The organism is Desulfosoma sp., from assembly GCF_052743555.1.
The window spans coordinates 52412-65328 of the sequence record NZ_JBRAHS010000018.1 but is presented as its reverse complement, the minus strand read 5'-3'; the positions used below and the strand labels follow the sequence as shown (position 1 = coordinate 65328).

The 12917-nt window shown below is 56.6% G+C and carries 10 protein-coding genes; 6 read left to right on the top strand and 4 right to left on the bottom strand.

Going from position 1 to position 12917, the window contains the following annotated elements:
• Window positions 1-471 precede the first annotated feature (471 nt).
• The 4 genes from cas2 to ACUVSA_RS12010 are packed head-to-tail and all read right to left on the bottom strand — an operon-like array spanning window position 472 to window position 5072.
• The gene (gene cas2 / locus ACUVSA_RS12025; RefSeq protein WP_445893261.1) at window positions 472-756 is read right to left on the bottom strand and encodes a CRISPR-associated endonuclease Cas2; all 285 of its coding nucleotides are present in this window, start codon (window positions 754-756) and stop codon (window positions 472-474) included.
• A 26-nt stretch (window positions 757-782) separates the two neighbouring features.
• The gene (gene cas1 / locus ACUVSA_RS12020) at window positions 783-1829 is read right to left on the bottom strand and encodes a CRISPR-associated endonuclease Cas1 (RefSeq protein WP_445893262.1); all 1047 of its coding nucleotides are present in this window, start codon (window positions 1827-1829) and stop codon (window positions 783-785) included.
• 14 nt (window positions 1830-1843) lie between these two features.
• Window positions 1844-3634: a CRISPR-associated primase-polymerase type A1 gene (locus ACUVSA_RS12015; protein WP_445894998.1), complete on the bottom strand. Its 1791-nt coding sequence runs from the start codon at window positions 3632-3634 to the stop codon at window positions 1844-1846.
• 58 nt (window positions 3635-3692) lie between these two features.
• A complete protein-coding gene (locus ACUVSA_RS12010) occupies window positions 3693-5072 on the bottom strand; it encodes a tetratricopeptide repeat protein (protein WP_445894997.1) in 1380 nt (459 codons plus the stop codon).
• Window positions 5073-5331: 259 nt separating this feature from the next.
• Here ACUVSA_RS12010 and cas6 point away from each other — a divergent pair, with 259 nt between their 5' ends.
• Genes cas6 through csm5 form a run of 6 tightly spaced genes read left to right on the top strand, consistent with a single transcriptional unit; the run spans window position 5332 to window position 12848 of the window.
• Window positions 5332-6315 (top strand): CRISPR system precrRNA processing endoribonuclease RAMP protein Cas6, encoded by a 984-nt coding sequence (gene cas6, locus ACUVSA_RS12005; RefSeq protein ID WP_445894996.1) that lies wholly within the window; start codon window positions 5332-5334, stop codon window positions 6313-6315.
• Window positions 6316-6318: 3 nt separating this feature from the next.
• A complete protein-coding gene (gene cas10, locus ACUVSA_RS12000) occupies window positions 6319-8856 on the top strand; it encodes a type III-A CRISPR-associated protein Cas10/Csm1 (protein WP_445894995.1) in 2538 nt (845 codons plus the stop codon).
• Window positions 8846-9259, top strand: coding sequence for a type III-A CRISPR-associated protein Csm2 (gene csm2, locus ACUVSA_RS11995; RefSeq protein ID WP_445894994.1), 414 nt, complete (start codon window positions 8846-8848; stop codon window positions 9257-9259). Before cas10 ends, csm2 begins: the two co-directional genes overlap by 11 nt.
• A gap of 17 nt (window positions 9260-9276) precedes the next feature.
• The gene (gene csm3, locus ACUVSA_RS11990) at window positions 9277-10113 is read left to right on the top strand and encodes a type III-A CRISPR-associated RAMP protein Csm3 (RefSeq protein WP_445894993.1); all 837 of its coding nucleotides are present in this window, start codon (window positions 9277-9279) and stop codon (window positions 10111-10113) included.
• Between the two features lie 15 nt (window positions 10114-10128).
• Window positions 10129-11151: a type III-A CRISPR-associated RAMP protein Csm4 gene (csm4, locus tag ACUVSA_RS11985; RefSeq protein WP_445894992.1), complete on the top strand. Its 1023-nt coding sequence runs from the start codon at window positions 10129-10131 to the stop codon at window positions 11149-11151.
• A 23-nt stretch (window positions 11152-11174) separates the two neighbouring features.
• Window positions 11175-12848, top strand: a complete 1674-nt coding sequence (gene csm5, locus ACUVSA_RS11980) for a type III-A CRISPR-associated RAMP protein Csm5 (RefSeq protein WP_445894991.1) — start codon at window positions 11175-11177, stop codon at window positions 12846-12848.
• Window positions 12849-12917: the final 69 nt, after the last annotated feature.

Below are 12917 nucleotides of genomic sequence, written 5' to 3'. Positions count from 1 at the left end.
GCCTTCGGACCTATTTTGGACGCCACCCTGCCGGAGGGATGGCACAGTCTCAATCCCCTCAAATCGGGGCCTGCCTTCGGACGCTCTCGCTTCGCTCTCGCTCCGCTTCGCTCCGCGTCTCAATCCCCTCAAATCGGGGCCTGCCTTCGGACAGGTCGTCCCCTATAGACTCCCGCACATTCCAGGAATGTCTCAATCCCCTCAAATCGGGGCCTGCCTTCGGACTCTTAGCCTGGGAGCTCTTGCCCTGTCAAGGTTTCTGAGGACAGTTCGGAGCACCCCCCGTGAGGGTACTCTCCTGAGAGCCCCAAAAGACCCTTTAGGCGTCGCTTGCCAATTATAAGGTACCGAAACAAAAAGGTTATACAAATGCGGAGCATCTGTTCCAACTCCTTTGAACAATCTCAACGGGTTAGGCGATATGGCCCTCTACCCCTCGAGATGCTCCGTTCTGTTTCGCCATGCAGTATCTTAAACCGCCCCATAGCTCTCTTGAAGAGGCTCCTGCCCCGTGCCCACATGCTCAAAGGAACTCAAACACGTTGCGCATTGCCGGTAAAAGCGCACCGTGTCCGTGGTGTGATCGATGAGCCGATCCAGCCGATCCATAAGATTCAAAAGCTTCTTCTCGGTCAGTCGCGGACATTCGAAAACCGACTTCTGCACGCGATACCCATAACCCTTGAGCACCTTGGCGACGCGGTACCGCGTCCGATCTTCACTCACATCAAAACACACCACATAAAACAAGCTCACGATCCACCTCCCTGCTTCCCGACCCCTCACAAGCGCCACCACGGAAAAGGCTCATACCTTTCCGCTTCACCCATGAGAAAACGCAAAAACCGCCGCGCCTGATCCCGAATAATGCCGCGGTAGGTCGTCATTGTCTGCGTAAATGGGCACTTGATGGAGGTGTTCATCCATCGCTCATAAGCCTCTACAAAGGCTCTGGCTATGCGCGGCTTCATCTCCACGGGACGATGCGCTCGAAGATCCTCCTCATCCACGCCATCGGCCACCGCCACATCCCGCTGCACAAAGTCATCAGGCCTCACCACCCTTCGGTTAATGAGCCCCAAGACCAGCCGATCACCCAGGTGCGTGCGCCATTCCTCCACCAAATCGCAGGCCAAGGACGGCCTGCCGTATTCCTCCACATGCAGCGTGCCCAAATAAGGATCCAGCCCCACAATCTTGACTGCAGTGAGCACTTCATTGGTCAACAGAGTGTACGTAAACGAAAGCAGAGCATTAATCGGATCCCGAGGCGGCCTCTTAGTGCGACCGTTAAATGTAAACTCCGGCACGCGAATCAATTCGCTGAATACGCTGAAGTAAAGATGCGCGCCGCGTCCCTCTAGTCCCCGCACCAGATCCATCTCTTTTTCCAAAGCCGCCATGCGGGCCAACCCAACCATTTGCCCGGCCGCCTCCCTCAGCACAGCACTGTTGTACTCTCCAGCGCGACGCGAAAGAAACCGCGCCCCGTTTTTCAACTTCGCTTCCACCAAGAGACGCGCAATGGCTACGGCCCGCTCGGGATCACTGCATGTAAGGTACTGCGCCCTGCGCCGCGCGACATGCTTGTGTTCGTCCACCACCAAGCGCCCTCGAAAATGACCCCAAGGGCTCAAAAAAACCGTTTCCACGCGCCGTTGCACCAGTTCTTGCATCACCGCACCACTCATGGACGATCCCACCAAAACCAACTGCTCCAATCCTTCTAAAGGAACCCGCCCCACAACCTCGTGGTTCTTCATGATCAGCAGGCATTCCCCCTGCTTTTTCACGTACGTTCCAGGCTCCAAGACATAGTAGCGTTCCATGGGGCACCATCACCTCACCCTTGTGCTGAACCATCCCTTCGCGGTAAAAACCGTTGCACCAGACGCAAAGCTTCCCGCAACATGTCCAAAGCCTCCTGGAGGTTTTCCACACGCTCGGCCTTGACCACTCCCACAGGATCCTGCCACTGAGGCCAATGACACAGAGGATGCGCATAGCGAATGTCGGAGCCGAAAGTGCACCAGGAGACCTCCAAGCCCAAGAGCCTGTGAATCTTTCGGCATCCCAAGGGCGTTCCCCGCAATCGGGACAATTGGTAGTCCACCCAATGCGGATTGTATTCCGGCAGGCTGCGCATCACCTCGTGCAACAGCACCTTGGCGCGCGGCAAAAAACCGAGAGTGCCAAAGAGGATCTTTTCCGCGCGCAGGCTAAGGGCACGCTGCTGCCGGCATTCCACGAGAATCTGCCCCAGGGCTACACAGCGCTCTTCCAAAAGCGCTAGTTCCGGATATTCCGACGCCCACTTTTCCCGACGAGGATGCGCCACCACCGTCGCCCCACCACCACCCCCTAGACCAGGCCAGACACTCGAGGGAATCCGCCGCACTCGGCTCAGCAACGCCAATTGGGCATCCAGCGATCGATCCTTGATGTTAAGAAAATAGGACGGCCGCCCCGTGAGCCGATGAATCCCCAAGGGAAGCTTTACCAAATTCCCCAACCCCTTGCCCTCCAACCGGTCCTGCTTGGGAAACACCTCCAGCTGAAAGCAGGAAAGATCCGGTTGCAGGCGCGACGCGAGCTGTTGCAGTCCCTGACGCACCACAGCCGCGGGCAGAGCCTCTTCTAGACAAAACCAGAAGTGAAAACCTTTGCCCCCGCTGAATTCCACAAGGATTGGCATGTGCCGCTCTCGCGCGGTCTCCACCAACCGAGTGACCAGATAACGCTGTTCTCGGCGCACCAGATCGCGTTTTTGCCGCAGCGCTTCAGGAGACCGCAAAGCTACTGAGAGATCCGCATCGATGACGCCCAACCAAACGCGACTATCCTGCTGCAAAAGATAAATGCCGTAGGTTTTTCGTCCCTGAAGATGTTCTTGAATGTCGGCGGCTTCCAAAGCTCGCCGCACCGGCACATACCCCGCACTGCCCTTGGCACGGTCCACCCACTGGCGCGCAAAACAATCCTCACGGCCGCGAAACAATTCCATGTACCGAGCGATTGCCGCCTCTCGGCGGCGCCACGCCCAAAAGGGCCCTTCCACTTGAGTGAAATCTTCTTCCGCCGATGCCACACGCCCAAGCTCTTTCCTCGATGGCTGTTCACATACGTCCTCGGCCGCCGGCGCAACCACCCTTGGCGCACTCTCGGACTCCGTCAAAGCCTTTCGTTCGCACCCCGAAAGCTCTGCGTGCGCAAAAATTTCACCCTCTCCAGCGCCGTCGGCCCACGGCGCATCCAGGACTTCCTTTTCTCGGCCGTTCTGAGTTGCATCACCATCATGGGTTGAAAAGGGACTTTGCCCCGCCGCGCCTTTTCCTAAAATTTCCAGCAAAGCCACACGCTCCCGCCACGCGTCCACAAAGTCCGCATGCGTGGTCGTGATCCACTCCAGAATGGCTTGCGCCGCGGCCATGTTTCCGGCCGCCTGCGCCAACCGCGCACAGCGCAGCGCCTCGGGCGGTGACAAACCCCGCCACAACTCCGGCCGGCTTATTACCCGCGCCACGGATTCCAGGTCGCGTCCCTCGGCGATTCTTTTCTCCATGCGGCGCAGCAGCAGGGCGTAATCCACTTTGACCTTGGATGTCGCGTTGCCGCTCGTCTGTGCTTGTTCCATGGCTTTCTCCTCGCCCATTGCAGAGGCCTCACAAGGATCGCTTCAAGGCCACGGCGCCTCACGCGGATCCCATGGCTCGAGCGATGCGACTCTTGAGCTCCCGAAGATGCGGAAAGTTCGGGCGCAGGATCGACAGGTCACCGGCCACTTGCCAGGCTTCCTTGTGTCGGCCCGCGCGGTATAAGGCTGCAGCTTCCCAAAACAGGCCCTCATCGTGAGGGTTCTGATAGGTTTGCCGACAGAACGCATTGGCTTCTCGAGCCCACTTGAGGCATTCTTCCAAATCATTTTGCCGAAAAGCGATTTTGGCCAGACGCACCAAGGCCTTGTGGCGCCCTCGACGATCCCTTTCGGCGGCCCGCTTAAGCACCCCTTTAGCCTGCTCCAAACGCCCCTGCGCGGCCAAAATGTCCGCTTCCGTCCACAGTACGTAAGGGCGGCGCCGCCCCGCAGGAATCTTTTCCAGAAACTTTTGCGCTTCCTGTGGCTTGTTTTGCGCCAGGGCCGTGCGCGCTCGAAGTTCAAAGACATAGTCGTGATCCTCGGCATTGGCGTGCACGGCGGCAAAATCTAAAGCCTTTCCGGCTTCTTCATAATTTCCGGCCGCATAGTGTACCTTGCCCAAGGCAAAATACTTGTGGACCATCGAGAGGTACTGGGACGGTTGATCCTCTTCCAGACACCGGCTGAGCACTTCCAAGGCCTCCTTGGCATTGCCCAGGGTCAAAAGGCAGGAAGCCCACTGATAAAGCGCCTTGACGGCATTTTTTCGCTCTTGATGGCGAGCCTCTTTCTGTTGCTGGCTTAGAGCGTCCCAGTTCTTGACAGCGGTGCGGAAAAGGGGCAGGGCACGTTCCGGCTTGTTTTGCATGGCCTTGTAAAGCATGCCCTGACGATAAAACTGCGTGACGTTGTCGGGCCGCAAGGTCTGCGCCTTGGCAAAGTGCTTGTGCGCCAGTTCAATACGCGCTTTGCGTTCTTCCGGGTGCAAGAGGATTTCCCGGTTTTTGGCGGCATAGAGGCTGTCGTAAAGCACATAGGCCAGTCGAGCGTGCGCGTGATGGTCCTCGGGGCACTCCTGCACGCAGCGCTTCGCCAGTTCCAAAGCAGCGTCGTATTTTTTCAATTGTGTCAGGGCAAAAGCGGTTTCTCCCCAAAGGCTTGGCCCGAAACCCGCCTCCACAAGCTCGGGAAAACGCTCCTGCGCCGGATGCAGCAGATCCACCAGCTCCTGCCAGCGCGCTTCAGAACGCAACAGCTCCACTTCAGCCCACAGACGCGCAAAGGCTTGCTTGAGCCTTTCGGGACCCGCGGTTTGCTCGGCCAGCTCGTCCAAAAAAGCCGGGTCCGTATCGGGCGGTGGATTCGGCGCCTGCATTTCTTCCGCGGCGGGCTTGACTAAAGAAAGGGCTGCCGGGCGTGCGGTTTTTTCCGTCACGGTTTGTCCTCCCCATTTTCGGGTTGTACGTCCAAGCTCTGGACTCTCTCTCAAGGGTTACGGCCCTTGGAGGGAAAATTACAAAAGCGGCGCTTGACATCGGGGCGGGATCGTGAGAAAGGTTTCACATACCTGGATTTGAAAAAGTGCTGTGGCGTGCCGTGGTGCCTTTATGGAGGGGCAAAAGTTCTACGCCTGCTGAAAGATCACGGCGCCGGGTTCCGAGCCTCGGCGTTTTCTTTCAATAGAGGATCTTGCCATGAAAGAGACGTCGCCAACCCTGGATTGCCTTCGGCTTCGCTTTGAAATTCAGGCGCGAAAGCCTATTGAACTTCCCAGTTATAAGGGAAGCACGCTGCGAGGGGCTTTGGGCATGGCCTTGAAGCACAGCTGCTGTGCGGCTCGACATCGGCCCTGTGACAGCTGCCTGCTGCGTTTTTCGTGTCTTTATGTCTATTTTTTCGAAACGCCTCGTATGGGCGAATCCCCTCAGGATCTTCGCTACCGAAACGCTCCGCACCCTTTTGTGTTGCAGATTCTCATGGATGGCCCGCTGCGCCTGGAAGCCGGACAGCTCTGGTCCTTTGACATGACCGTGATCGGCCGCGCCATTCAATGGACGCCGTACCTTGTCATGGCCGCTCACCGCATGGGCGACATAGGGATCGGAAAAGGTCGAGGCACCTTTGATCTGCGGCGTGTCCTTTCCCTGAATGCCCACGGGCACACGTGGGAAGAGCTTTACAGCGACGGGACGTTACGTTTACCGAAAAAGAAAATTGCCTTGCTGCCGAGTTCCAACGGAGAGCCGGCATGGAAGCATGGCCGCATGCGCTTTCGCTTTCTAACACCCCTCAGGCTGGTGGCTCAGGGAGAACCCGTACGCCGTCCCGATTTTCCCACTCTGATGGCCACCTTGCTTCGGCGTTTGGAAAACCTGTGTCAATTTCACGCGGATTCCAACGAGCCCATCGGCCTGAACGTGCCTTTTTCGGAACTTCTTGAAAAGGCGCGATCGGTTCAAGTCGTGGAGGACAACACCCGGTGGTTTGATTGGGAGCGGTATTCCCACCGTCAGGGACGCAAGATGCGGCTCGGAGGCTTGGTGGGCGAGGTGGTTTATGAAGGGGACTGGAAAACGTTGGCACCTTTGGTGAGCGCCGGCCGATGGATTCATGTGGGCAAGGGAACCAGTTTTGGCCTTGGTCGCTATGAATTTCAAAATGCGTTGAAGGGGGAATGATCCATGGTTGCCCACGATAAAGCACACACGCGGTGCCTGGCGGGGCTGTTGCATGATCTGGGAAAATTCAAACAGCGGGCGGAGCTGCAAGACGACTATCAGTTGACGCACGGGGAAATCGGTTATCGCTGGCTGCAAAAGCATTATCCCGAAGCGACCCTGATCACAGAAGGCGCACGAAACCACCACAGCACCGATGAACTGGTATGGCAACACAATGACCTCATGGTGCTCTACGAGGCTGACAACTGCTCAGCTTCGGAGCGGCGCACCACCCTCGATAAGGGCAAGGACGCTTCCAGCACATGGCAACGCAGCGTGCCCCTGGCCTGCGTGTTTTCCCGAGTGCGCAACCCCCACGAGGATCCACCGAAAACCCCGGCGCCCCCGGCGTACTGGACGTTACCGGTGCAAAACGGGCGCATCACCTCGTGGCATCCACCTGAAACGGAAGAAAAGCACAACAGCGCGGCCATGTATGCCGATCTCTGGAAAGCCTTTGAAGACGAGTTTCAAGCGATCAAAGAATGCCAAAACCACATGAACGTGGATGTTCTCATGCACCTTTTGGAAAAATACACCAGCGCCATTCCATCCATGACGTTGCGCTTTCAGGGCAAGAACAACAACCAGGAGGCCTATCGAAAACATCCGGATATTTCCCTTTTCGACCACTTGAAGACCACGGGGGCCTTTTCCCTGTGCCTCGCTGATTATTACATGGAAAAATATGGCGACGACTGGAACAAACGGGTGCTCAAGGAGGAAATCACCGGTGAAGCCACGTGGCGCTCCGATGCCGAATGCCCTTTCTTGCTGGTGGGAGGCGACCTTTCGGGGGTTCAACGGTTCATCTACACCATTTCCTCCAAAGGGGCCTTGAAATCCTTGAAAGGGCGTTCCTTTTTCCTGGAACTTTTCTTGGAACACGCCGTGGACAAAATCCTGGAAGCCTTGAACCTCTTTCGTTGCAACGTCATCTTTACTGGCGGCGGCCATTTCTATTTGGTGGCGCCAAATGTGCCGCGCACGGAAAAAAAGCTTCTTGAACTGGGGCAAAGCCTGAACAAGTCTCTTTTTCAAGACTTCAACGGCACTCTGGAGCTCTTTCTTTGTTGGGTGCCCTTTCGTAAGGCGAACCTTCGGGATGTCACCGGTGTATGGCAAGAATTGTCCGGAGCGCTGGAAACTGCCAAGAAAAGAAAAGGTGAAGCCTTTTTGCAGGAACTCTTGAGTGAACCCAAGGAGCCCAATCCCGATTGCTATGTGGACAAATGTGAGGTCTGCGGCCGAGAGGACCTTCCTCTCAAAAGGTTGACCATTCGGGATGCGGCCGTTCCCGTCTGCGAGCCCTGTCGGGACCAGTACATTCTGGGCGATTTGCTGCAAAAGACCTCGCGGCGCGGCGAACACCAGGTCATCTACCGGTGGCCGACGGAACCTTGGGGTCTGAAACGAGACGACTATGTGAGGATCGAAGATCGATATTATCAGCCCACCGCGGTTAATTCGAATGGTCTGCCGCACATCAAGGATCTTGAGCCCGACGCGGTCTTTCATCTGAACGACTGGAACCTTGCCCATTACACTCATTCAAAAAGCCGCCCTCTCTTTGCGGGACTCTACCTGCCACCGCATGACGCGCCGCGGGACCTGCAATCCATGGCCGAAAAAGGTTTCGGCATGCAGCGCATCGCCGTGCTGCGCATGGATGTGGACCGGCTGGGCCGCATTTTTTCCACCGCTCTTCCCGAAGGAGAACGCACTTTTTCGCTGACGGCCGCCTTGTCCCGTCAGTTCAGTCTCTTTTTCAAATATCATATCAATGGCATTCTCGCGGGGGCTGAAGACTACCCTGCCAAGACCCTGCTTGGCAAAAGACCCGACGGTCCTCGATTGCTCAGCGTAGTGTATTCGGGCGGCGACGATCTGTTCCTCATCGGCCACTGGCTGGACATCCTGGAAGCGGCCCTGGACATTCAGCACGCCTTTCAGCTTTTTACCTCCAATCCCAACATCACCGTGTCAGCCGGTATGAGCGTCGGCTCAGCCCATGAGCCTGTCTATCGCTTAGCCGACGCTGCAGGGCGCGCCGAAGACACAGCCAAGAGTGGACGTCGCCTGGGCTCCAAAGAAATTCCCGGCCGACAAGCCGTGACGCTTCTGGACACCCACACCTTTCGTTGGAAAGATCAGGGATCGCCGGATGTCGTCAGCGTCCTGCAGGCCTTGAAGCATTTGGTTCCCTTTATGGAAATCGGCCCAGACCATATGCGCCCCAGTCCCCACGGACCCTCCAAAGGATTTTTCTACAGGCTCCTTCAGCTGGTGCGCCTGCAGCGCCGCCAAGGAGCCTGGACGCTTCCCAAAATGGCGTACCTCTTTGGAAGAACCCGCGTGGACGGCCGCTTGGAAAAGGATTGGATCGCATTGAAAAATTATATGTTCTCAAGCCGAGCCGATGGATGGCGCCACGTGGAAGCGGCGCTCCTCATTCTTTTGATGATGATGCGCAAGGAGGAGACCAAGGATGAACGGTAAAAGTGATCAGAAAATTCAGCATGAAATTTTAAAATTTAAAGGCGAATTGGCCCATCTGGAAAGGCTCACCATGGATCGGCTGGTGGACATTGCGGACGCCGTGGGCAAGACCGTGGCAAACCAGGTCAAGATGAATCAGATTCGCCGGTTTCTTGACGGCGCCCGCAAGGTGGAAGCCGAACTAAAAGGCCGCGAAGATTTTGAAAAGATCAAAGGGCAGATTGTGTTGCTTCGGCCGAAACTGGCTTACGCCGCCGGGCGCCACAGTGAAGTGAAGCATCTCGCGGAGATTCTGGATGCGGCGGTGCGATCCGCCGCGCAAACCAAGGACAACTTTATGAAATTTCTGCGTTTCATGGAAAGCATCATCGCGTACCACCGTTTTCATGGCGGTAAAGACTGAGAGAGGAGGGCAGAAGCATGGAACCCAAAACGTACCGAAAGCTTTTAGGCAAGATCGCCTTGGAAGGCGTCATGGAATGCTTGAGCGGACTCCATATCGGAGCGTCCAAAGAAAACCTGGAAATCGGGTCCTTGGATAGCCCTGTGGTGCGCGATCCTATCACCTCGGAGCCCTATGTTCCCGGCAGTTCCCTTAAGGGGAAACTCCGATCCCTTTTGGAAAAAGCCAATCCAGACCTGTTGCCGAACCGACGCGGGGGCATCGGCATCAGCCGCCATGAGTGCGACGACTGGGATGCAGGACAGAGCCAAAACAAAAACTACAAGGACGTATTTCCTTATCCGGGGGCCTTGGAGTGTCCGGTATGCCGGCTGTTCGGTTCCACGGGCCCCGGTGAAAACAACCGAAATTTTCCCGCACGCCTCAAGGTGCGGGACATGCGCCTGACACGCGAAAGCCGCGAAAAACTGGAAACCATCGATACGGGGCTCCTGTTTACGGAATGGAAATTTGAAAACGGTATCGATCGATTGACCTCCGCCGCCAATCCCAGAAACCTGGAACGTGTGCCTCGAGGAACCACGTTCGACTTCTCTATCGTCTACGATGTGGAAGATACCGACACCCTCACGGCAGACCTTAAAAATCTGCAGCTGGCTTTGCTCCTTCTGCAAGACGACGCCTTGGGCGGCCATGGATCCCGAGGCTACGGCCATGTGCATTTTCAGTTCACGAAAATCGAGGCGCGAAAAATCGATTACTATCGTGGCAAAGATAATCAGACCAAGGCCGTACCTGGGCTCGAAGACCTGGCGGAACTCGCTAAATTTTTTCAAAACGGCTCTGGCGGGTAAGGACAAGAGGGACCGATGAAAACATATCTTTTTCGTCTCACATTTCCGGTGGGGGCGCACTTCGGTCGCCAGGGCATCGGGCTGGAGGAAACGCAGGAAACCGTCTCGTCGGATTCTCTGTGGTCCGCCTTGATCAACGCCTTTGCTTTGATGGGTGAAGCAGGCGATGTGTTACACGAAATGGCCGGGGAGTCACCGCCTTTCGTCCTTAGTTCTTTATTTCCCTTCGGCCCCGATCCCGACGACCAAAGGAAGCGTCTCTATGCGGTGCCTCGGCCCATGACGTCTCCAGCCGTTCACGATGCCGCACTTTTGCAAAGGGCGGGAAAAGAACTGAAAAAAATACGCTACCTGGAACCCCACCATGTGCTGACATGGCTGGCCCAAAAGCCCATGTCGGCACAGGATCTGGAAACGGTTCAACAATGTGCCCGCCGGTTGGCTCGTCCCTGGAGTTCCGAAGCCCCGGAGGGCTGGTTTCAGACGAGCCTTCGTCCTCGAGTCGCTCTCGACCGCTCCTCCCAGAACAGCTCCATCTGGTGGTGCGGCGTGCTCCATTTTCGGCACGATGCGGGACTTTACGGACTGGTGCGCGTTCGGGACGACCCATGGAAGTCCAGGTTCGAGGCGGCTTTAAGGCTTCTTGGGGACATGGGCCTTGGCGGCGAACGGACTTACGGGTTGGGAACCTTTGGTGTGGATGGGTTTGTGCCGCTTGAGAAGGAGTGGCCTGAGCTGCGTCAGGCTCAAAAAACGACCCGGCGCCTGCTGCTTTCCCGTTACTTTCCGAATCCTCAGGAGCTACCCGAACTTGGCGGCGTTTTGGAGGCCTGGGATTTCGAGGAAAGTCGAGGCTATGTGGTGACGGGCCGCTACGCCACCAGTCTAAAACGAAAGCGTCTCATTTTTCTGAGGGAAGGATCCGTGGCCACGCGCGCTTTGCTCGGGCGCCTGGTGGATGTCACACCGGATCACGGCCCGGCTTTGGGGCTTTCCCATCGCGTGTACCGCAACGGTATGGGGTTCTGGTTTCCGTAGGCCTATGGTTTTGGAGGCTTTTTATGGCGACTCAGGCGTCGGCATTGACAAAGGCACAACCCGTGGAAAAACTCACGGTCCATTTCAACGTCCTTTCGCCCATTCATATCGGCACTCGGGAAGGGGCCCTGCTGCCCATGGAGTATCTTTACCACCAAGGGTCCATTTGGGTGGTGGACGAATCCAAGCTGGGCCGATTCCTTTTACAAAGAAACCTGATGGACCAATTCATCCAGGAAGCCTTTTCGAAAAACTTGAAAAAGCACGGGCTGAGCGGTTTCTTTGAAAGGCATGCACGCAACGCTCCTTTGAACCAGCTGGCACCCGAGGTGGCGGCCTATTCGGTTCCCGGGGGGCAGCCCGACATGGGCGAGTTTCGCCCATTTGTTCGAGACGGCTTCGGCCGAGTCTATATTCCCGGAACCTCCATCAAAGGAGTGCTGCGTACGGCTTATCTCTACGCCGTTTTAAAAAACGAAGCCTCCCACACTCAGTCCGGCCCGCACCCTCGAGAACGCGAAATAGAAGGCAGGATCAATGGGCTGAAAACTGAAAGAAACAGAGAGCGGGCCAAAAAGTTCCTGTCCGCCGAACTTCAGAGGAACCTGCTTCAGTCCTGGGATCTTGCGTGCGGGGGTTCAGAACAAAACAGGGACATTCTCAGATGCCTTAAGGTGCGCGACGCCTATCCGCTCAACGACAAAGTCCAAACACGCGTCATTCCCATTTCGTTTCTATCCAAGAGGTCCGACGGAACGCACTATTGGAGCCAAAAACCGCGAGGGGGTGGAGATTTGACGGTCTGGGTGGAAGCCGTGGTCGGGGGCACTTTTGTCACGGAAATCCTGTGGGACCAGCGACTCTACGAGGCGTTTCAAAGGGAAAACCCTAAGAAAAGCCTGCCCTTTTCGCGAACACCGTCGCCCAAGGAATTTTTAATTCTGGCGATGAAGATGAACAAGGATTTTCTTGCGCACGAAACGGCGTTTTTTGGGAGTAAGGGCGTCTCCGAAGCAGGTCTGGTCCGCTCTTGGTATGAAAAAACCAAGGAGAAAACCAAAGGAGCGCTTTTTCGCATCGGCTTTGGGTCCGGCATGCTTTCCACCACGGTCAATTTGCTGTGGAGCGAGAAGTTACGCCAAGAAATTCGCAATGTCTGCGGTCATGATCGGGGAACAGAACCAGCACCCAAGTCCAGACGGGTATGGGTCAAAAGCGAAAAAGAGTGCGTCCCCATGGGATGGGCAGAGATTCGTCTTGCCGACAGTGCGACTCCAGACGCTTCGAAACCCTCATCCCCACCGGCCAAGGCGAGTGACCACAGTGTCAAAACTTCGCCCCCCTCCATAGTGACGGCACCATCGGTCACCACCACCACGCCATCAAAGCCCAAAACCGCGACTGCTGCGCCTTCGGTGGCTTCCTCCTTGCCTCCATCTTCTCTCAAGCCGACATCGCCACGCGGCCACGTGCCAGAAGCCAAACCGTCTGCGCCTTCAGACCTTGTGGGCCAGGCCCGGTCGGTGCAGCTCACCAATCGGCTCGCCATGGAACGGCTGCTGGAGAGCATGGAAAATGCCGAGGAGGCTCAGGCACGCCAAGCAGCCCGAGTGCTCAAGGAACGCATGGAACGAGAAAGGCTTTGGAAAAGCACGCCGTTTCGCACCGACATCGAAGCCTTCCTGGAAGAGGACTAGCCGAGCCCACTGTGTCCATTTTCATTGCAAGGACCGGCTTTGTGCCGGTCCACCGGTCCCCTTGCACGG

Coding starts and splice junctions, on each gene's coding strand:
- cas1 (WP_445893262.1), bottom strand. CDS start 1,829: ATGGAACGCTACTATGTCTTGGAGCCTGGAACGTACGTGAAAAAGCAG.
- csm2 (WP_445894994.1), top strand. CDS start 8,846: ATGAACGGTAAAAGTGATCAGAAAATTCAGCATGAAATTTTAAAATTT.
- csm5 (WP_445894991.1), top strand. CDS start 11,175: ATGGCGACTCAGGCGTCGGCATTGACAAAGGCACAACCCGTGGAAAAA.
- cas6 (WP_445894996.1), top strand. CDS start 5,332: ATGAAAGAGACGTCGCCAACCCTGGATTGCCTTCGGCTTCGCTTTGAA.
- csm4 (WP_445894992.1), top strand. CDS start 10,129: ATGAAAACATATCTTTTTCGTCTCACATTTCCGGTGGGGGCGCACTTC.
- ACUVSA_RS12015 (WP_445894998.1), bottom strand. CDS start 3,634: ATGGAACAAGCACAGACGAGCGGCAACGCGACATCCAAGGTCAAAGTG.
- cas10 (WP_445894995.1), top strand. CDS start 6,319: ATGGTTGCCCACGATAAAGCACACACGCGGTGCCTGGCGGGGCTGTTG.
- csm3 (WP_445894993.1), top strand. CDS start 9,277: ATGGAACCCAAAACGTACCGAAAGCTTTTAGGCAAGATCGCCTTGGAA.